Source organism: Polaribacter sp. Asnod1-A03, from assembly GCF_045063585.1.
Lineage (GTDB): Bacteria > Bacteroidota > Bacteroidia > Flavobacteriales > Flavobacteriaceae > Polaribacter.
On the sequence record NZ_JBEFOE010000009.1, the window covers coordinates 1,042,566 to 1,065,001 of the forward strand.

The following is a 22,436-nucleotide window of genomic DNA, read 5'->3' on the forward strand; positions in this document are numbered from 1 at the left end:
ATCTACTATTTTCTTAATGTGCTCCTGCTTTTTTGGTAAGACCTGTTTTAAAAACATCAACAGTAACATCATTTTCTTGTGTACCACCCGAAGTTGTTCTTCCGTTTTCTACAATTTCAATTAATTGGGCTGTCATTTTTTTAACCCGCTTAGGATATTTATCATATACATTAGTCGTTTCTTCAACATCCTTTTTCATGTTGTATAATTGAATATCTGGATAATTTTCCTTTATAGCTTTATTATCTGTTGGATTAGACCATCCTCCAGAACCTGGTGTTAATTCTAATTTCCATTTTTTATTACGGATAGAAAATTTTCCATTTATAGAATGATGAACAACCAAATTATAATCTGTTTTAGCCTTCTTGTTTTCTAACATTGGTAAGATACTGTACGAATCTACTCCAGCATTATCATCTAAATTAACTCCAACAATTTCAGCACAAGTAGCCATTAAACTGGTTTGACAAATTAATTTATCGTTTTCTGAATCTGCTTCAATTTGACCTGGCCATTTTACAATAAATGGAATACGGTGACCGCCTTCCCAAATATCAGATTTATAACCTCTAAAATCTGCACTTGGGTAATGTCCAAATTCTTTTTCTAATTTTCCTGCTTTAGCCACAGGCGCAGAACAACCATTATCACTTGTAAAGAACACTAAAGTATTATCTGCAATTCCGTTTTTTTCTAAAGCATCAAGTACGCGCCCTACAACATCATCGGTTTCCATTACAAAATCTGCGTAAGCACCCATACCACTTTTACCTTGCCAAGCCTCAGATGGAACCACCGGACTATGCGGCGAATTTAAAGCTAAATACATAAAAAAAGGTTCTTCTGTTTTAGCTGCGTTTTCTATATAATCTTCAGCATGTTCTCTTAAAAATTGTAACATTTTTATTGGAGGCATTTTATCAATTACCTTATCATCTTGAATCACGGTTTTCATAACTCTTGAATGGTGAAAACCAATAAAAGAATCGAAACCACGTGAAATTGGTCCGTTTGGTACTGTCGATCCAATGGCTGGTCCAATCACTTTTTTACCATCATAAACTGGCACTGCGTTACCTTCATCATCAACAAACTTAAATCCAAGATGCCATTTACCAATAGCTGCCGTTTTGTAACCTTCTTTTTGCAACATCGCTGGCACCGTTAATTGATTTTCTGCTATTAAAGGTTCTAACTCATCACCTCCACTTAAAACACCTTGCTGTAATCTAGAACGCCACGCATAACGCCCTGTTAACACTGCATAACGTGATGGTGTACAAACTGCTGAAGCAGAATGTGCATCTGTAAACGTCATCCCTTCTTTGGCTAAAGCATCAATTTGTGGAGTCAAAATTTTTCCTTTTTCTGGATTTAGAACTTGTACATCGCCATACCCTAAATCGTCTGCAATTATATAAACGATATTCGGCTTTTGTTGTGCCGAAGCATAACTTACAAAAACTAAAAACGCAGCTACTAATTTTAAACTTCTCATATCTTTTATTTCTTTACTTTAATCTTACTTCTGTAATTTCCCCTAGCAAATCACCTTCTTTATTAAACAATCCAGCTTTTAAAAGTGATTTTGGTTTTACTCTAAAATCACCTTTGTATTTATTAGCTTCAACCGTTGGATCGTCTCCGTTAGTTGTATAATAAATATCGTAACCTACAGCTTCTGTTTCTAAATATACAATAGCTCTATCGTGCAACTCATCAATCCCAAATGCTGGATATACCGTAAATAGGCTTTTAGAAACAGTTACCTCTTTTTGTTTTAACCTTTCAAAATGCGATGTTTCCAATGCTTTTTGAAAACGCTCCCAGTTTTTCACTTTTGGATCACTCCAAGATACTTCTGCACTTGCCAATGTTCTTGGGTACAACATGTATTCAAAATGTTCTTCTGTTGGTGTAAACTCACCCCATAAACTTACTTGATTTCCTAATACTCTTGCGGCTTCTTCTTCAGTTAATTCTGCAGGAACAGGTTCATGATTGTAAACTACCGATAATGGCAAAACTGATCTTGGACCTTCTGGTTCCATAATTTGTGGTCCTTGTACTCTACTAATGTATGAATGTAAATAAGAAGTCATAATCGTTGGATATCCTCCTTTTGGCGCTTGTATTTCTGGTGAATATTTACCGCGTCGCCAAGCCATAATTGTTGCTCCAGGAACACCGTTACCGCTTAAAACCTCATCCCAACCAATCATGGTTTTATCTTGTTTTTCAACAATTTTATGAATACGCTGGATAAAGTAGCTCTGAAGTTCTTCATAATCTTTCAAATCATTTTCTTCCATGAATTGAGCGCACATGGCACTCTGTTTCCAATCTTTTTTACTACACTCATCACCACCAATGTGTATATATTTCGATGGAAATAAATCTGCTACCTCTTCAATAACATTTTCTAAAAACTCATACGTAAAATCACTTACAGGGCAAAGTGTATTGTTTGGTGCTTTACCACCTGTAGCTACTTCAAAATTAACATCAGTAGTATCGATATCAGAACAAAATAATTCTGGATATGAAGCCACCAAGGCTTTACTATGCCCAGGAACATCTATTTCTGGAATAATTTCTACATTTCTAACGCGAGCATATTCAATAATTTCTTTAAGGTCTTCTTGTGTGTAAAAACCACCAACCGTTTTAGGTTCATCGGCTGTTGCAGCTTCTCTACTCCACCATGCAATACCTTCACGTTCTGCTCTCCAAGCACCTTTTTCTGTTAACTTAGGATATTTTTTTATTTCAATTCTCCAACCTTGATCGTCGGTTAAATGCAAATGAAAAATATTTATTTTATAAGCTGATAAAACATCAATCTGTTTCATCACAAATTCTTTAGTTCGAAAATGACGAGATACATCTAACAAAACACCACGCCAATGAAATCTTGGGTTATCTGTAACCAACATATTCGGTATAGCAGTTGCTCCCTTTACACCAACAGGAATGGCTTGTTTTAAAGTTTGAAAACCATTAAACATACCTGCATAATCTTTAGCTTTTATTACAACGCTTTTAGCTGTAATTTCTAAAATATAACCTTCACTATCAATTGAGGCATCTTTTACTTTTTGAAAAGCAATGTAGTTTGAACTTGCTCTTACTTTTCCTTTATTTATAGATAAAATTAAACCTGTATCATCCTTTAATCCGGAAGCTACAATGGGTTGTAAATCGGTAAAGTTTTTAGAAGGAATATATACTTTTGTTTCGCCATTTAATTGAAATCCGCCAGAGTTAAAAACAACGGATTCTGGTTGTGGAATGAACGTGTTTTCCTGAGCTTTCCCTATAATTGAGAAAAGAAAGATTGATATAGCAATTAATATTTTATTCATATAATTATAAATTTTCAGCAATAAGTTTTGCAACGTGCTTTCCTTGTGCCGTTTTTCCTAAATTATTATAATGCACGTTGTGTGGTTTTATATACCACGCTTTTTCATTTGGTTTTGTAAAGGCGTACAAATCGTTAATTTGAATAGACGGATAATTAGCCAAAACTTCTAATGCGGCTTTGTTGTAAATTACACTATCGCCAGCAATTCTTCCATCGGCACCTTCTTCAGGAACTGCTGTAGTTGTTGCAAAAATTAGTTTTGCTTTTGGGTATTCCTTGATAAGATACTTACAAATATTATCTAAGTTAGCTTTGTAAACATCTATACTGCTTACTTGCCTACCGCTTTCAATATTTAATTTACCATCTTTTAGGTACTTTAAATCGTGTAAACCAACGTTAAAATGAATAACTTCCCAATCGAAATCCCAACCACTTTTTAAATATGGTTGAAACATGGTGGTCTTCAATTTTTCCATTTTAGGGATGAATGTATCGCTTGACCCTCCATTTTTTTGAATTCGGAATACATTTGCTTTACCTTCCAACTCTTCTCTAACTGTTGTTGTATAACCAATTGAAATAGAATCGCCGTAGATAAAAACGTTTGGTAAGTTTTTATCTGGGTCTACATATGCAAATGCTTTTTCTTTGTTAGCTAAATTTTTCCATGCTTTGCGAGCGATTTCTTCATCATACTTGCTTCCAAAAAGATTTAAAGACCCACATGAAGATGCAGTAATAACAACACCTGTAGCTCCTAAATATTTCACGAATTTTCTTCTGTTCATCACTATTATAAAGTTACAGTTAAAGTGTTAAAGGATTTTGCTTCTAATGATGTTTTAACTTCTTTATCGTTTATATTAAATTGAAATTCTTTGTTTTCATCTGCGCTATTATATGCTAAAACAACCACTTTGTTTTCAGCTTTGTTGTAGAATACAATCGCACTATCATCGTCGCCAGCAGTTTCTAATTTAACCGATCCTGGAGCCACAAATGCACTTAAATGTTTCATTAAATAAAACTCCGGATTGTATGTAATGGCTTTTGAATTACTATCAATAGAAATCATAGAATTTTGTTTCCATCCCCATTGACTTTTTCCTGTTTCATCTAAAACCATATTCCAATACATATAAGAATTAGCACCGTTTTCAAAATAATGTTTCATTAAATTGAAGGTGTATTCTGCTGCTTTCCAATCGTTAGATCCATCGCCACATTCTGTTTCAGTTTGCATTAATTCCATCTCTGGATATGTAGCATGAACAGATTCAATAGCTCCTTTTCCAGCCCATTGAAAACCAACACCATCAACATATTTTTTAGCGTTACCATATTCAATAACACTAGTTACACGCTCCAATTGTGGACGCTCAACGGTACCTAACCAAATTTCGGTATCTAAATTATCTGACTCGAATTTTGGACCCAAATAATCTGAAATAAGAATACCCAAATCTTCAGGTTTCCAAACGCAAGATGGAAAGTTTTGAGCCGAGTTATATTCGTTTTGAACATGAACAGCACTAATATCAATACCTTCTTCAGCATAAGCTTGTACAAATTTTGAAAAGTATAAAGCATAAGCTTCAAAATATTTTGGTTCCGTAATAAAACGAGATACTAACTCTTCTGTATTACTCCATTCTTCCGGTAAATCGTTAAATTTTGGATTCGATTTACATGCGTAATGCTTGCTATGCTTCATCCATGAAGGTGGACACCAAGGAGACGCCCAAACAGCCACATCTGGATTGATTTTTTGAGCTTCTTTTATGTATGGAATTAAACGTTTTTTATCTCGATCTATAGAAAAGTTTTCCATAGCAAAATCACCTTCAGTTTCATTATGGCTGTACCAATCTACAGCATAATCGTTGGCACCAATAGGCATTCTACATAAACTAAATTTACAACCTGTTTCTTGACTAAATAAATCGTTTAAAATTTGTTGCTTTTCTTCTGGTGTTACCATGCCTAAAGCATCCCAACCCAACTCGTTAAAACATCCACCAAAACCTGTAATATTTTGTTGTTGCTTTTCTGTGTTTACAATAATAGTTGCATCAGTTTTTATATCTTCTGATGTTTCTTTATAAATTTTATCACTCCAAACGGTATCTTCTGTACTGCTTTTCCATGCTACAGTTAATCCTTTTTCTTCTTCTTTACAAGCTGAAAAAGCTACTAACGCGATTAACAGAATTCCTTTTATACTTTTCATTTTTATATTACTTTACAGTTAAAATTTTTCTTAAACGAATGTCTTTTGATGATGCTCCAATCATAATTCTAAAATCGCCTGGTTCTACAACACGCTTTAAATCGATATCAAGCATTGATAAAGCATCAGAATCTAAAGTAAATGTTACTTTTTTAGATTCACCTGCTTTTAAAGCAATACGTTGAAAACCTTTAAGTGATTTGATAGGTTGTGCTACTGATGATAACTCATCGCGAATGTAAAGTTGCACCACTTCTTCACCATCTAATTTTCCAGAATTGGTGATGGTACAAGTAACTTCTATAGCTTCGTTTGTTCCTATATTATTTTTACTGAATTCGATATTTGAATATTCAAAAGACGTATAACTTAATCCATAACCAAACGGAAATAAAGGTTGCCCTGTTAAGTTGTGATAGTTGTCGCCACGACCTGTTGGTTTGTTGTTGTAGTATAAAGGACATTGTGCTTCATCCACAGGAAATGTAATAGGCAAACGTCCTGCAGGATTTTCATCTCCGAAAAGGATATCTGCAAAGCCATTTCCACCATTTTCACCAGAATACCAAGCCATGATAATACTATCGACATCGTTAATCCAATTTGCCATAGTAATAGCACTACCACCTACTAAAACAACTACAGTTGGTTTTCCTGTTTCTGCTACAGCTTTAATAAGTTCTTCCTGATGGCCAGGTAACGCTAATAAAGCACGGTCTCTAAACTCACCTTCGTGAATACCTGCAAAAACAACAGCGACATCACTTTTTTCGGCAGCCGCAACTGCATCTTTAATTTGTTGTTCCCAAGCATCATTAATTTCTGCATCCCAAACAAACTTAAACTTTGCATTTCCAGCAGATTCGTAAAATTCAATTTTTACATCGTATTCTTTACCTTCAACAAAAGAAAATTCTTTTAGAATAGTATTGTACGATTGTTTTTGCCAGTTATCAATTAGTAATTTACCATCTAAATACATGCGGTAACCATCGTTACCTTCAATACCAATATTGAACACACCTGTTTTTGGCGCTTTTACTTTCCCTGTCCAACGCACAGAATACCAATCGTAAGGTAAATCTTCATGAGGAGAAAAAAGTGTCCATCCAAAACCTATTTTTTTATCTACTCTTTCTACTTTTGGCGAACCGCTAAGTGTAATATTATCGAAGTAATCACCCTTTAAACCTTCAACAACTTTTCCGTCTTTTGTAGTCGATAAAAATTTTGGAGCAATCACCTTATGCGTTTCTTCTTTCATTGAAACACCTTCGGCGTATGTAATGTTTTCTGCACCAATTTTACTTGCTACACCATTATACATTGATACTAAATCGTTTCCTGGTCCGCTGTAACCACCTAGTCTTACGTTTTTAACATCTTGACCTATCATCGCTACTTTTTGAGATGTTTTTTTAACCGGAAGTGTATTATTCTTGTTTTTTAATAACACCATAGATTTTGAAGCCGCTTTTCTAGCCAACTCACGGTGTGTTTTATGTCCGTTCCATTTATCAGCTTCTTTAGCATCAACATAAGGATCTTCAAATAAACCTAAGTCGAATTTCGCTTTTAAAATTCGGCCGACAGCTTCGTCAATGGCATCAATATCTACCATGCCTTTTTCATAAGCTTCCCAGAATAATGGAAAATGATTATAGTTGGTTTGAAACATAACATCCAAACCACCTTCAACTGCATCTTCAGTAGCCTCGGCATAATTTGCAGCCGTAAAATGTAATACGTTTGCACCACCAGTTGCACCAGCATCTGAAATTACAAAACCATCAAAACCCCATTCATCTTTTAATTTGTCTCTTAACAACCATGAATTTGATGTACATGGTGTGCCGTCTAAAGAGTTATAAGCTGTCATTACCGAACGTGCTCCTGCTTCTTTAAAAACTGCCTTAAATGCTGGAAAGTAAATTTCTTCTAACAAACGCTCGTTAAAACTAATTGGGTAACTATCACGACCACCAGCGCCAACATTGGCAACAAAATGTTTTGGTGTTGTAATTACACCTGCATTTTCAAACTGACTGATAAAAGACACACCTATTTGAGTCGTTAAATACGGATCTTCACCATAGGTTTCTTCCACACGTCCCCAACGTACATCTCGAGCAATGTTTAAAACTGGAGAAAGAATTTGACGGATACCTCTTGTTTTTGTCTCTTTTGTAATGGCTCCTGCAACATCACTAACCAACTCAGTATCCCAAGTAGATGCTAAGGCTATAGCCTGTGGAAATGTAGTTGCACCACCACGAGCTAAACCGTGCAAAGCTTCATTAAATGGAATGATAGGAATACCCAAACGTGTTTCTTCTAAAAAGAATTTTTGAAGGGCGTTAATTTCGTTTGCCATACTTTCTGCTGTTCCGGCAGTTCCGTAATCCATAATTTGTTCTGCAGCATTATCATTTTTCCCTTTTGAAGAAACTTGAAACCCAAAAACACCATGTTTTAATTTATCTTTCCCAATACTTAAATCACCAGGAATCATAAACATTTGCCAGAATTTTTCCTCTAAAGTCATTCTCCCTAACAAATCTTTTACACGCTCTTCTGTTGGGAGTTTAGGGTTTTTGTATGGCGGATCTTTTTTAGTATTAAAAGCTAACGAAATTGTTAGAATCCCTCCTAAAAAGGCCAATATTAAAACTCGTTTTATATTAATTATTTTATTCATATTGTTATTGACTAAAATTTGTTATCGTTTATTTTTTTTAATTGTGGCCATGCGGCAGCCTCGTCATTAGGCTGTTTTTCTCCAACAGTACTTCGTCCGTCGTTTATAATTTTTAATAAATCGGCTTTAAATTCTTTGATGATTTCTGGATGTTCTGCTTCTAAATTATGCGTTTCCGCAACATCTTCTTTTACATTATAAAGCTGAAAATCTGGCAAGGTATCGTAAATTGCTTTTTTAGTATTGCTATTTGGATAACTCCACCCGCCTGAACCTTTACAGAAGTTTACTTTATAATCTCCTTTTCTATATGCAAACTCACCACGAACCGAATGATGAATAATACTTTCTCGCTTTGAAGCATCGCTACTTAAATTAGTTGTTGATAAATGACTGAAGCTATCTTCGGCAACATTATCGGCTAAATCAACATTTAAAATATCGGCAACCGTAGCATAAAAATCTGTTGTACACAATAATTGATCAGATTTTGACGCTGTAATTTTATTTTTCCAAGACATAATGTAAGGTACACGATGTCCGCCTTCATATATATCAGATTTTGTTCCTCTGTACAAATAACTTGGGTTATGGTTTTTGGTTTTTAATTGTTTAAAATTTGCCGTTGGCGAACACCCATTATCACTTGTAAACACAATTAATGTATTTTCCGCAATGCCGTTTGCTTCTAGAGCTTTTGTTACTTCACCTACTACCCAATCTACCATAATAACAAAATCGGCATACGGATTATCTAAATTACTTGCTCCTTGAAATTCTGCTGTTGGAAGAATTGGCGTGTGTGGAGCCGGAAGTGGCATATACACAAAAAACGGTTTGTCTTTTTTTGCGTTTTCACCAATATAACTTACGGTATGTTTTGTGATTTCTGGTAACGCCTGTTCGTGTTCAAAATCATCAGCAGTCAACCCCTTTCTCCAGGTGCCTTGTTTGGTTTTACCTTTAGTTAATTTTGTTGGTACGCTAGTTGGCATATCGTTTTCTACCCAAACGTAAGGTGGCATATCTAGAGAACCACAAAATCCATAACTATAATCGAAACCATGTGTATTTGGCCCATTTTTAATTGGTGTTGAAAAATCTACTACTGGTCTAGATTTTAAGTTATCGATATCTAAACCAAGAGAATCTGGCTGTGTAATATCCCAGTCCCAACCCATATGCCATTTACCTATAAAAGCGGTATTGTAGCCATTGTTTTTTAATAAATCGGCAACTGTTGAACGTTCTGGCTGAATTAATGACTTTGAATAACCACTTACTACACCTTGCTTAAGCGATGTTCTCCAATTATAGCGACCGGTTAAAATACTGTATCGTGTTGGTGTACAAACGGCAGAACTTGTATGCGCATCGGTGTACATAGCACCATACGAAGCTAAATTATCAATATTAGGTGTTTGTATTTTTGAGTTTTCATTGTAAATAGACACATCACCAATACCTAAATCATCAGCAAGAATGTAAATGATGTTTGGTTTAACCTGTGATCTATTGGCTGTATTTTTCACTTCATGCTTGCATGAAAAGAAAAGACAACTTACTGAAGTTAGAATGGTTATTAATTTTATTCTCATTTTTTAAGTAGGTGTTCTTGGTTACGCTTATTCTCTTGTAAATCTTCATCAAAGGCTGTCATCATTTTTTCCAATTTTTTCACCATTTTCGGGTTTCCAGCAGCGAGATTTTTGCTTTCTGAAATGTCCTCTTTTAAATTGTACAATGCCACACAATCTCTTGTAACACGTAATTTCCAATCCCCTTTTCTAACGGCTTCTAAAGTAGAACCTTTATAATAATAGATTCCTTTTTTATCGTGATACGATTTTGCTTTTTCATCTCCCTTAAATAAAGGCCAAATGTTTTCACCATCGATTGTTTTATTAGGCATTTCAGAATCTGTTAAAGATGCTATGGTTGGCAATATATCAATCGTTGATGCGACTTTGTCTGTAACCACACCGGCTTTTATTTGCCCTTCCCATTGTGCTATCATTGGTACACGAAATCCACCTTCAAAAGTTTCATTTTTTTGTCCTCTTAAAGGCAATGCACTACCACCTTGATCTCCTTTCGATGTCCAAGGCCCGTTATCTGAAGTAAAAATCACTAAGGTATTCTCATCTAAACCTTGTGCTTTCAATGTTTTTAAAATTTCGCCTACACTCCAATCTATCTCTTCAACAGCATCACCATATAATCCTCTCGCACTTTTACCTTTAAAACTTGATGACGCATAAAGCGGAACATGTGGCATAGAATGTGCTAAGTATAAAAAGAAAGGCTCATTTTGATTTTCCTTTATAAAACTTACCGCCTCTTCTGTATAGCGTTTGGTGATAGTCGATTGATCGACTGGATACTCAATAACCTCGTCTTGTTTTAATAATGGCACCCTAGAAGCGCGCCATTTTTTTTCACGAAGACTATCTAAAGTCATTTCTTCTCTAAAAACAACATTTTTAGATACTTTAGACTCTGGATTTACAGACATATCATTACTAGATGGTATTCCGTAATACATATCAAATCCCTGTGAAGTTGGTAAATATTGTTGTTGATGTCCTAAATGCCATTTACCAATACAAGCTGTAGCATATCCAACATTTTTCAACATATCAGCAATAGTCAATTCTTCGTTTGATAAACCTCCAGGAAGGTTTGACCATAATACTACAGGCACACCAACACGAGGCGGGTAAGCTCCTGTTAATAAAGCCGCTCTTGATGGCGAACATACGGATGATGCCGAATAGAAATCGGTAAACTTTATACCGTTTTCAGCCATTTTATCAAGGTTTGGTGTTTTTATTAAAGGTGAACCAAATACACCAACATCTTGATACCCTTGATCATCTGTAAAAACAATAATAATATTTGGTTTAGAATTTTTAGCTTGAGCCAACAACGTGGCTTTAGCGCTAAAAAAGGATATAGTAAAAAGTAATATGAATGTTAATTTCTGCATTAAGACTTTTTATTTAATAAACCATTAAAATGATATGTTTTACCCACTTCCGTATTAAACTCAATAGATTTGTCTCCATACCTTAATACACAAGGCATGCCACTTTTTGATAATACTGAAACTTCTTTAAGTTTGCCTGTTTCCCATTCAAAAGACAACTCAAATCCACCTCTAGCAACAATACCAGACACCTTACCTTCTGGCAATGCACTTGGTAACGCTGGTAAGATTTCTATTTTGTCTAAATGGCTTTGTAAAATCATTTCTAAAATACCTGAAGCACCACCAAAATTTCCATCTATTTGAAAAGGTGGATGCGCATCAAAAAGGTTTGGATACGATCCGCCTCCTTCTTTTCCGTTTGGTTTTACAGCAGGACTCAATAATTTGTGTAATAATTTATAAGCATGATCGCCATCTTGAAAGCGCGACCAAAAATTAATTTTCCAAGCTAAACTCCAACCGGTTCCATTATCGCCTCTATATTGTAACGATTGTTTTGCAGCTTGCATTAAACCTGGCGTGTCTTCGTAATTAATTTCATTACCTGGATGAACTGCCCATAGGTGAGACACGTGACGGTGATGACTTTCGGGATTATCCTTATCTTCCATCCACTCTTGCAATTGCCCATATTTACCAATTTTATTTGGTGCTATTTTAGCAATCATAGGTTCTAAAGTTGATGTAAAATCTTGATCGGTATTTAAAACTTTTGAAGCTTCAATAGTACTTCTAAATAATGCTCTAATTAATTGATGATCCATTGTTGGGCCAGCAACTAAACCACCAATTTCTGGTGAATTTGAAGGTGAACTTATTAAGAAACCTGTATTAGGATCTTCATATAAAAACTGACTATAGAATAAAGCGGCATTGCGTAATAGCGGATATCTTTTTTCTAAAAAAGCTTTATCTTGAGTAAATAAATAATGTTCCCAAATATGAGACGACAACCAAGCGGCTCCACCTAACCAAATACCATGATGCGATGCATTTACTGGTGCAGCACCACGCCAAATATCAACGTTGTGGTGTACAATCCAACCATCGGCATTATAATGTGCTTTGGCTACTTTTGCTCCTGTAACAGAAAGATCTTCAATTAAATCGAACAACGGTTCGTGGCATTCACTTAAATTATACATTTCTACCGGCCAATAGTTCATTTCTAAATTAATATTGGTGGTATAACTACTAAACCATGGCGGTGTTAATTTATCGTTCCAAATACCTTGCAAGGTTGCAGGTTTTGTTCCTGGACGACTACTCGATATGGTTAAGTAGCGTGCATATTCAACATACAAAGCAACCAATTGCGGATCGTCTGGTGTTATGCTGAAATCTGAAATACGTTGGTTTGTGGCATTTTTAGATTTTCCGTTATCACCAAAACTGATTTGAAAACGGTTGTATAGTTCTTGATAATCTGAAATATGATTTTCTTTAACGGCTTCATAATCTGAATTTTCAACTTTTGCCAAAGTAGCTGGAACTATTTTCTCAGGAGTTCCAGAAACATTATTAAAATCGACATAATTTGTTGCCGCCGATAAATAAATACTTGCATTTGACGCTTCAGTAATTTGTAATTTACCATCGGTGGTTGTAACTGTTCCGTTTGTTTTAATTTTTAACGTTGAAACGCCCCATAAAGCACCATCTTTTACTTTAACAACAAGCGTTTGAGAATCGTTGGATGTGACAACCGATTTATCTTCATGAATAGCATCTAACCACAAATCGAAATTAAGCGCTTTGTCTTTACTTGCTGTTAAGTTTACCGCTATAATTTGATCTGGAAAACTTGATAAAACTTCTCTTGAATAATCTACACCTTCAACCGTATATGATACCGAACTTATCGCATCATTTAAGTTTAATTCGCGGTGGTAATTTGTATAATTATCATGATTTTTAAAATCGATATAAATATCTCCGAATGGCTGATAGTGAATTTGTTTTATAGGATCGCTCATAAAATTATCTTGAGCTATTTTCTGAGCTTTCATTTGCTCGCCTGTAGCTAATAATTCTCTAATTTCTCCTAAATACTCGCCTGCACCTTCATGCGCATAATCGTGAGGTTGCCCACGCCAAAGTGTTTCTTCATTAAACTGAATACGCTCTTGAGTAACACCACCAAAAACCATGGCACCTAAACTTCCGTTACCAATTGGTAAGGCTTCCGTCCATTTTTCTGCTGGCTCGGAATATTGAAGTTTAAACTCGTCTTTTTGTTGAACATCTTCTTTAGGCTTAGCACAAAATGTTAGCGCTAAACATAAAGTTAATACTGATAATATTTTAATACTGTTTTTGATTCTTGTCTTCATTAAATTTACCGGCTTGGTTGTTTATCCTTTAATTTCGATATAAAAAGGATAGACATATTGTAATTCACCTTTTCTTTTTAAATACGTTTTTAGCATTATGGTTAATGCGCCTTTTTCCAATTCTATATTATTAAAACTAAAACTCGTTTTACCATTAGCTTCAATTTTTAATGTTTTAGATGTATCGCCTAGAACCAATTCTAACTCGCCCGTTGTTTCGATTTCACAATCAAAATGAACGATGATATCGAAGGTTTTAGTTTCGTCTACAATAACATCCCAATAAATAAACTCGTTCTTAAAACCTTCCTTCTTTAAGAAAAGTGCATCATTTTGATTCAGCATTACAGGATTCTCAAAAACTGTTCCTATTATCGGTCTTGGAGACTCAATAATATGTTCTGAGTTTTCCATAGTATCAACCCATGATGACATTTCAGCTTTTAATTCTTCAACTAAAGGTTTATTATTTTCTGAAATATCATTTTGCTCGTAAGGATCTTCAGTTAAATTGAAAAGCTCGAACTTGTCGTTATTGTTTTCGTCTTTACCAACACCAACTAATTTCATTTCACCTTTTCTAGTAGATATATTTCTGTAATGAACCGGTGCTGTTCTTGCCCAATAACGGTTAATAACTCGTTCTGGTAAGGAATCAGTTTTTTTGGTTAATAATGGCATTAAACTTTGTCCTTCAATAGTTAAATCTTCAGGTATTTTAGCACCAGTAAACTCTGCTAAAGTTGGTAAAATATCGTAATGTGCAGCAGGTGTATTTATATCTCTTGCTTCTTTAAAAGCTTTTGGAAAGTACCAGAAACTTGGCACACGAACACCACCTTGAAATACCGAACCCTTTTTACCGCGCATTCCTGCAATATATCTTGGATGTTGTGGGCCGTTGTCTGTCATGAAAATAACCAAGGTATTTTCATCAATACCTAAGTTTTCAAGCTTGTTGAAAAGCAATCTTAAATTATCGTCGATATTCGTTACCATACCGTAAACTTTTCTTGAGTTTTCACGACTATGGTCGGTAACATTTGGATATGGTTTACCTTGGTTTATTAAACCTGCATCGATATCGACATCTTTATACATGTCGTAATATTTTTGAGGTAATTGCAATGGCCCATGAGGTGCATTGTAAGATAGATATAAAAAGAACGGATCGTTTTTATGGTCTTCTATATAATCCATTGCCGCTTCGGTAAATACATCTGTACAATAGCCTTGAGTTTTTACTTGTTTACCGTTTTTCCATAAAATTGGATTAAAATAACTACTATCTCTTTTTAATGTATTTGGCCAATCGCCATACTGCCCGATACCACCAGATAAATGATTTAAAGTATAATCGAAACCTTGATCTTGTGGGCGCATTGGGTAATTATCGCCTAAATGCCACTTACCTATCATTCCTGTTCTATATCCTGATGCTTTTAAAATTTCGGCAATAGTAACTTCACTTGGCGCCATCATTGCACCACCACGATACGTATCATGCACACCTGTTGTCATGGAATATTTACCCGTCATGATTGCAGAACGTGTTGGCGCACAAACCGGGTTTACCGAAAAATCATCGAAACGTACACTTTTACTTGCTAAACTATCTAAAACTGGTGTTTTTATATGTGGATTGCCGTAATAACCAATATCGCCAAAACCTTGATCGTCTGTTACAATTAAAATAACATTGGGTTTAGAAACCGATACTTCCTCCTTTTTAGTTTCGTTACAACTACTTAGAGCTAGCAGTAAAACAAATATATTTATGTAAAATGAATCTTTCATGACTATTAATTATTCTGAAGTCGAATTGACATCGTCGCTCCAAACTTGTAATTTTTTAAGCATGGTTTCTACCATTTCTGGATGTTGACTAGCAAGGTTGTTGCTCTCTTCAATATCTTCTTTTAAATTATATAATAAAGGTTCTGCTGTTTTGCTTCGTAAAATTAATTTCCAATCGCCTTGACGAATGGCTTTTCTACCAACGTAACCCCAAAACACATCTCTTTCTTGCAAAGCTTCACCTGTAGTTAGATTATTTTTAAGGTTAACACCATCTAATCCTTCTGGTGTTTTGGCTCCAACAAAATCCATAATAGTTGGGAACAAATCCATAGTTAAAATGGTTTCGTTATTTACCTGATTTGGTTTAATCTTCCCAGGGTACCAAGCCATGGCAGATACACGATGACCACCTTCCCATAAGGTAGATTTATAACCTCTTAAACCACCATTGCTTCCCACTTTTCTAGAAGCTCCGTTATCTGAACAGAAGAAAATTAAGGTATTCTTATCTAAATTCAATTCTTTTAAAGTTGCCATCACTTTACCAACACCTTCATCCATAACCTCAACCATTTCTTTATAAATGGTATTAAGTTCTTCCTCAGACATTTTGCCCTTTTGCTTAGCACCATCTTTCCAACCTACAGTACGTTCTGCTTTAGATAAACGACCTTGAAAGGGACCGTGTGGTGCTTCATGAGGAATATAAAGTAAAAAAGGTTCGTCTTTATGACGTTTAATAAAATTAACTGAATGCTCGGTAATTAAATCTGTAGAATAGCCTTCTTCATTTTTAATTTTATCGCCGTCCCACCAATCTAAATATCCAACTTGATCGATATGTGAATGGTAATCTACATTTCCTGAAACATAACCAATGTACTCATCGAAACCTTGGTTTATTGGGTTGAATTCTGTTTTATAACCTACATGCCATTTCCCAAACATACCTGTAACATAGCCTGCATCTTTTATTGCCTCTGCAAATGTTTTTTCGCTAGTCGCTAGTCCAACATCACGATGTTGTTTTGCTGTTACAACACCATCAATACCAACGCGCTGTTGGTATTTACCTGTAAGGATTGCGGCACGTGTTGGGCTACAAACGGAACCATTAGAATGAAAATCGGTAAACTTAATACCCTCTGACGCCATTTTATCTAGGTTAGGCGTATTGATTAATGTACTACCATAACATGATAAATCGCCATAACCCATATCATCCGCCATAATTACGATGATGTTAGGTTTATCCTGTTTTTGAGCAGCACAATTTGTTAAACTTGCTGCAACAAAAAATATGATAAGTAGTTTATTAAACATAAATTGTTTTTTAATAACTTTTCAGTTAAAATTAATCGTTCCAATGTTCTTTAATAATCTCAAGAACTTCAGGTGTATCCGCATCCGTATCGGCGACAGCTTCTTTTTTCTTTAAAATTTCAGCTTTAAGCTCTGCTATAATGTCTTTGTATTTAGGATCGTTGTATGCATTATGTAATTCTTTTGGATCTTCTTCTAAATCGTAAAAATCCCAGAATTGATCTTGTGCTGCACCTTCAAATCCATTTCCATAAAAGAACGCTAATTTATAACGTTGCCCACGAATACCAAAGTGTCCTGGTCTATCTTTTGAATGGTCCCAGTATCTATAATACCCATAATCTCTCCAATCACCTGGGGTATTGCCTTTTAAGTTTTCACGAAAACTTTTACCCTGCATATCTTTAGGATATTCTATATTTGCATAATCTGCAAATAATGCTGAAAAATCTACATTCTCGATTAAATCTTTATTCCTTGCTCCTGCTCTAACTTCTTTTGGATAACGAATTACAAATGGCATATGTATCGATTCTTCAAAAATTAATCGTTTATCAAACCAACCATGCTCTCCTAAAAAGTAACCTTGATCTGCAGTATAAATTACAACCGTGTTTTCTGCTAAACCAGACTCTTCTAAATAATTTAAAAGCTTCCCTATATTATCATCAACAGCTGCAGTAGAACGCATAAAATCTTTAATCATTTTTTGATATGTTTTAGCTCTAGCTTCTTCATTTGTTAATCCATCTACAGAAAAAGGTAAACCAGGGTAATTCATAAAATCATGTCTCAAAGATGGATCTGCAGTAGCTGCTAAATATCTTTGTTTTAAATTATCCATAGACTGCCCTAAAAATGAACGTCCTGTTGTAGATGCGCTACTATCATAAAAAGAGTCTGGAACAGGTATTTCTTCGTCTTTATATAAATTTGCAAAACGCTCAGGATAATCATAAGGTTCATGCGTTGCTTTAAAATGGCACATAGCCATAAAAGGTTTATTTTGATCACGATTTTCTATCCAATCGATTGTCATATCTGTAATAACATCTGTACTATAACCTTCGTATTGTTTTCCACCTTCGTAATAATCTTGCCAATTATCTGCGGTTTTAATGATTGGGTTATGGTACTCTCCTTGACCGGGAAGTACTGCATAATAATCAAAACCTGCAGGTTCTTGTTTTAAATGCCATTTACCAACTATTGAGGTTTGATAACCTCCTTTTTGCATTTCTTTGGCTATATTATTATATTCTGGAGATAATCCAGCGTCTAAAATTTTAACTCCATTTACATGACTGTATTGACCTGTTAATATAGTTGCTCTACTTGGTGTACAAATAGAATTTGAAACTAAACAATTTTCTAAAACAGTTCCTTCATCTGCCAACCTAGAAATATTTGGAGTACGAACATGGTTTTCTAATATACCTCCATAGATTCCCCAAGCTTGCGCCGTATGATCATCAGACATAATAAATAAAATATTAGGCCTTTTTGCTTTAACCTCTTCTTGCGCTTCTTTGGGTTTATCTTTACAACTAGTTATTAATAACATAGCAAACAAAACTATAACACCAAATTGAAGTAATTTTCTCATTTATATAACAATTATTTAATTTATAACTTCTAGTTTTACTGTTTCAAAATTATTTGAAGCAGCACCAATACCTATTTCAAATATTCCTGATTCTACCACTTTTTTACGGTGAACTGTGTCAAAGAATTCTAAATCTTCTGATGTAATTTCAAAAGTTACTGTTGTTGATTTTCCTGATTTTAATGAAATTCTTTCTATACCTTTTAAATCCATTAAAGGTCTTTTTACAGAACTCTTTACATCTTTTATATAAAGTTGTACAACCTCATCACCATCTAAATCACCAATATTTTTAACTCTTACAGAAACTTTTGTTGTACCTGTTTTATTGATTTTTTCTTTTGATAATTTTAATTTATCATATTTAAAATTTGTGTAACTTAAACCATAACCAAAAGGATATAAAGCTTCTCCTTCAAAATATCTATAAGTTCTTCCTTTCATACTATAATTAACAAAAGGTGATAAATCTTTATGTGATTTATAAAAAGTTACGGGTAAACGTCCAGAAGGATTGTAATCTCCAAAGAGTACATCTGCAATTGCATTACCACCAAGTTCACCAGGGTACCAAGCTTCTACAATAGCAGGTAAATTTTCATCTTCCCAATTTATTGCTAAAGCACTACCATTTAGTAATACTAAAATGACAGGAGTACCTGTTTTATGCAATGCTTTTAATAGTTCTGTTTGAATTTCTGGTAAATCAATATTTGTTTTATCACCACCATCAAAACCTTTTGAGTTTACTGGCATTTGCTCACCTTCTACTCCAGGAGAAATTCCTCCAACAAAAACCACAACTTCAGATTTTTTAGCCAATTCTATTGCTTTATCAAAAGATGTTTTTTCTGGAGAAGCCCATAAAAATTTTAATTTTGCAGGATAACCAACATGGAAATATTTTATATTTACATTATAAGATTTTCCTTTCTCTAATTGAATAGACCCTTCTATAATTTTTCTTTTTGGTTTATCTGTATTATCTACAATTAATTTACCATCAATAGCTAATGTGTAACCTCTGTGATGACTTTGTAATCCTAATTTATAAGAACCTGAAACATCTACTTTAATTGTTCCGTTATATTCTACTGAAAAATTAGCTTCATCTAATCCTTTAACAGGATTTAAGTTCCAGTTAGAGTTAATAACTTTTTCTACTCTAGTTTCAACTGGTGTTCCAGAAAAATCGTGATTGTTGTAATAAGTCGCTTGCAATCCTATTTTTCCCTTAAAACTTAAAAACTCTTCTGGTATTAAAGACATTGTTGGTTCTTTAGATATTAATTCAGTTCCAGCTTCGTAATAGATTTTTGTGTCTTTAGAAACCTTATTCTTAATACCGTCTAAAGGTGTAAAATATTTAGATGGAAAACCGTTATAATTACCTAGAAGAACTTCTAAATCATTTGCATTAGGTCCTATAACTGCAATCGATTTTACGTCTTTTTTAAGTGGTAAAGTATTATTTTCATTTTTTAATAACACCATTGACTTCTGAGCTGTTTTTAAAGCTAAAGCTCTGTGTTTTTCTGAGCTTACAACATCCATAGAAATACTTGCGTAAGACACCATTTCAACAGGATCAAACATTCCTAATTTAAAACGTGCTTTTAAAATTCTTTTTAAAGACACATCTATTTCTGCTTCAGTAATATCTCCAACTGCTACAGCATTTATTAAAAACTCGTAACGAGAACCACAATTTAAATCACATCCTGCTTTTACAGCTACAGATGCAGCTTCTTCTTTAGAGTCTACAAAATTATGATAATCATGAATATCTCTAATCGCATTACAGTCGGATACAACAAATCCATCAAACCCCCAATCTTTACGTAAAATTTCATCTAATAATTGATGACTCGCACAACATGGTGTTCCCATATATCTGTTATATGCTGCCATTATTGAATATGCTTTTCCTTCTTTAACTGTAGCTTCAAAAGCTGGTAAATAAGTATCATATAAATCACGTTCTGTAGTTGCAGCGTCAAAAAAATGTCTTTCTGGTTCTGGACCACTATGTACCGCAAAGTGCTTAGGTGTTGCTACTAATTTTAAATATTTGTCATCGTCACCTTGTAATCCTTTTACAAAACTAACTCCCATTCTAGAGGTTAAATACGGGTCTTCTCCATAAGTTTCTTGACCACGACCCCAACGAGGATCTCTAAATATATTTACGTTTGGAGTCCAATAAGTTAAGCCTTCATATCTTTTAAAAGAATTGTTACGTAAAGCCTCGTGATGTTTTGCTCTCGCTTCATCAGAAATTACAGTAGCAGATTCGAATATCAACTCTTCATCAAACGTAGCTCCCATTCCTATTGCTTGAGGAAAAACCGTTGCTTTACCCGCACGTGCTACACCGTGTAAAGCTTCATTCCAATATTCATGAGCAGGAATTTTTAAACGTGGAATGGCTGGTGCATCATTCATCATTTGACCAACTTTTTCTTCTAGAGTCATTCTAGACACTAAATCATCTACACGTTCATCAAATGATAATGATGGATTTAAATACGGAAGATTTTCCTGTGCCTTAGTTATTAAGGTAACCAAAGCCAAGACAAGGAATATGGTAACTTTTGATTTTTTCATTCTAAAAAACTACTATTAATTATTTTTTATAATTTACTTCGACTACTGAAATGGTGTTTGCAGGAATATCTACTACTTGCGCATGATCATCTTTCAACCAAATATCAAATGTCTTTACCTTATCAGAGTCGTTTTTTATGAATAAATAAACATTATCATCATCTGCAAGTGTAATAGTATCACCATACCAAGAAGCAGATGCAACACGTTTCATTCCTGGTTTCATAAAACGACCAAAAAGTGCCATTGCTGCATAATCAGGGTTATATGTTACAGTTTTTTCTTTACGATTAATTTTGATTAAACTATTTTGTTTCCATCCCCAACCACTAGATGAGTCTTCATTTAAAATCATATTCCAATAACAGAAGTTAGGTACACCATGATTTATAAAAGAAGCGACTTCATTAAATCGAGAAAAAGCTTGATCTATACTATTTTTACCTCCAAAACAAATGCCTTCTGTATGTAAAAAATTAATATCAGGATATACAGATTGCATATTTTCTATTTGTCTAGAATTCATGTATTGCACACCAACTCCGTCAACTGCTTCTCTATAATTTGTATTGTTTACAAATTCTAAACCATCTAATCTTTTTGCGGTACGAAAGGTACCTGCATAAATTTCTGCTGGTGTTTTCGCTTTATTAAATTGTGGACGTAGATATTTGATTACAAACTCACCCATTTCTTCTGGAGGCATGTGGTTAGATGGGTATTTTGTACTAATATCTTGCTCATTCTGAATTACGATTTTATCAACTGAAATACCTTCTTTAGCATACGCTTCTACATATTTAGAAAAATATAATGCGTAAGCCTCGTATACCTTAGGGTTATTTTTTAAAATGTTTTTTTCAGGAAATTCTTCACCTCTATCCATCACCCCCGATTCTTTCATCCAACCTGGAGGACTCCATGGTGAAGCAAATAATTCCATTTCAGGGTTATATTTGTATGCCATTTGAATAAAAGGAATCACACTTGTTTTTTCTCTTTCGATAGAAAACTTTTTCATTTTATAATCATTCGAAACTTCACTATAACTATATGCATCTATTCCAAAATCACTTGCCCCAATAGCCGTTCTACAAACTGTAAAATTTGCACCATTAACATCAAATAAGTTTTTCATAATCTCATTTTGCTGTGATTTACTCAAAGACATTAAGGCTTCTCCTCCTATCTCATTAAAAGCACCACCTATACCTTTTATAGTTTGAAATGAAATATCAGGATAGATACGTATAGAAATCCCTTTTCCTTCTGATTTTGCTTCGCTTTCTTTTATGGGATTTGCATCAATATCTTGACCTTCAATAAGTTCAACATAATAAACTTTTGAATTGGTTTGAGCGTGCGATAATGAAATCACTAAAGCTGCTAAAACTGAAAAAATGTATTGCTTCATAATATTAATTTCTTTTCTTTTTAGATGCATTTTAATATATATATTACTGTTTTTAAACTG

Annotated in this window: 13 protein-coding genes; all 13 read right to left on the minus strand. The window is 34.3% G+C overall.

The genetic code is table 11. The annotated features are described in order from the left end of the window. Positions 1-13: 13 nt before the first annotated feature. From ACJJVY_RS05080 to ACJJVY_RS05140, 13 genes are read right to left on the minus strand one after another with little or no spacing between them, the layout of a single operon-like run. Positions 14-1,501 carry an arylsulfatase gene (locus ACJJVY_RS05080; RefSeq protein ID WP_405605830.1) on the minus strand — a complete coding sequence of 496 codons (1,488 nt, stop codon included), beginning with the start codon at positions 1,499-1,501 and terminating at the stop codon, positions 14-16. Between the two features lie 13 nt (positions 1,502-1,514). Further along, a complete protein-coding gene (locus ACJJVY_RS05085; protein ID WP_405605832.1) occupies positions 1,515-3,368 on the minus strand; it encodes a beta-N-acetylhexosaminidase in 1,854 nt (617 codons plus the stop codon). A 4-nt stretch (positions 3,369-3,372) separates the two neighbouring features. Further along, positions 3,373-4,143: an SGNH/GDSL hydrolase family protein gene (locus tag ACJJVY_RS05090; RefSeq protein WP_405605834.1), complete on the minus strand. Its 771-nt coding sequence runs from the start codon at positions 4,141-4,143 to the stop codon at positions 3,373-3,375. Between the two features lie 23 nt (positions 4,144-4,166). Further along, entirely contained in the window at positions 4,167-5,603 is a 1,437-nt protein-coding gene (locus ACJJVY_RS05095; RefSeq protein WP_405605836.1) for a glycoside hydrolase family 30 protein, read from the minus strand. Positions 5,604-5,610: 7 nt separating this feature from the next. Next, positions 5,611-8,301: a glycoside hydrolase family 3 C-terminal domain-containing protein gene (locus tag ACJJVY_RS05100; RefSeq protein WP_405605838.1), complete on the minus strand. Its 2,691-nt coding sequence runs from the start codon at positions 8,299-8,301 to the stop codon at positions 5,611-5,613. 11 nt (positions 8,302-8,312) lie between these two features. Further along, positions 8,313-9,899, minus strand: coding sequence for an arylsulfatase (locus ACJJVY_RS05105; RefSeq protein ID WP_405605840.1), 1,587 nt, complete (start codon positions 9,897-9,899; stop codon positions 8,313-8,315). After that, positions 9,896-11,290, minus strand: a complete 1,395-nt coding sequence (locus tag ACJJVY_RS05110) for a sulfatase (protein ID WP_405605842.1) — start codon at positions 11,288-11,290, stop codon at positions 9,896-9,898. The genes ACJJVY_RS05105 and ACJJVY_RS05110 overlap by 4 nt, the downstream gene beginning before the upstream one ends. Continuing rightward, positions 11,290-13,626 carry a glycosyl hydrolase family 95 catalytic domain-containing protein gene (locus ACJJVY_RS05115; RefSeq protein WP_405605844.1) on the minus strand — a complete coding sequence of 779 codons (2,337 nt, stop codon included), beginning with the start codon at positions 13,624-13,626 and terminating at the stop codon, positions 11,290-11,292. Before ACJJVY_RS05115 ends, ACJJVY_RS05110 begins: the two co-directional genes overlap by 1 nt. Before the next feature lie 21 nt (positions 13,627-13,647). Next, positions 13,648-15,423: an arylsulfatase gene (locus tag ACJJVY_RS05120; protein ID WP_405605846.1), complete on the minus strand. Its 1,776-nt coding sequence runs from the start codon at positions 15,421-15,423 to the stop codon at positions 13,648-13,650. Positions 15,424-15,432: 9 nt separating this feature from the next. After that, the gene (locus ACJJVY_RS05125; protein WP_405605848.1) at positions 15,433-16,749 is read right to left on the minus strand and encodes a sulfatase; all 1,317 of its coding nucleotides are present in this window, start codon (positions 16,747-16,749) and stop codon (positions 15,433-15,435) included. A gap of 31 nt (positions 16,750-16,780) precedes the next feature. After that, positions 16,781-18,355, minus strand: coding sequence for a sulfatase (locus tag ACJJVY_RS05130; protein ID WP_405605850.1), 1,575 nt, complete (start codon positions 18,353-18,355; stop codon positions 16,781-16,783). A gap of 15 nt (positions 18,356-18,370) precedes the next feature. Then, complete coding sequence (locus ACJJVY_RS05135; protein WP_405605851.1) at positions 18,371-20,962, minus strand: glycoside hydrolase family 3 C-terminal domain-containing protein; 2,592 nt, start codon at positions 20,960-20,962, stop codon at positions 18,371-18,373. A gap of 19 nt (positions 20,963-20,981) precedes the next feature. Next, positions 20,982-22,376: a glycoside hydrolase family 30 protein gene (locus ACJJVY_RS05140; RefSeq protein WP_405605853.1), complete on the minus strand. Its 1,395-nt coding sequence runs from the start codon at positions 22,374-22,376 to the stop codon at positions 20,982-20,984. Positions 22,377-22,436 lie beyond the last annotated feature (60 nt).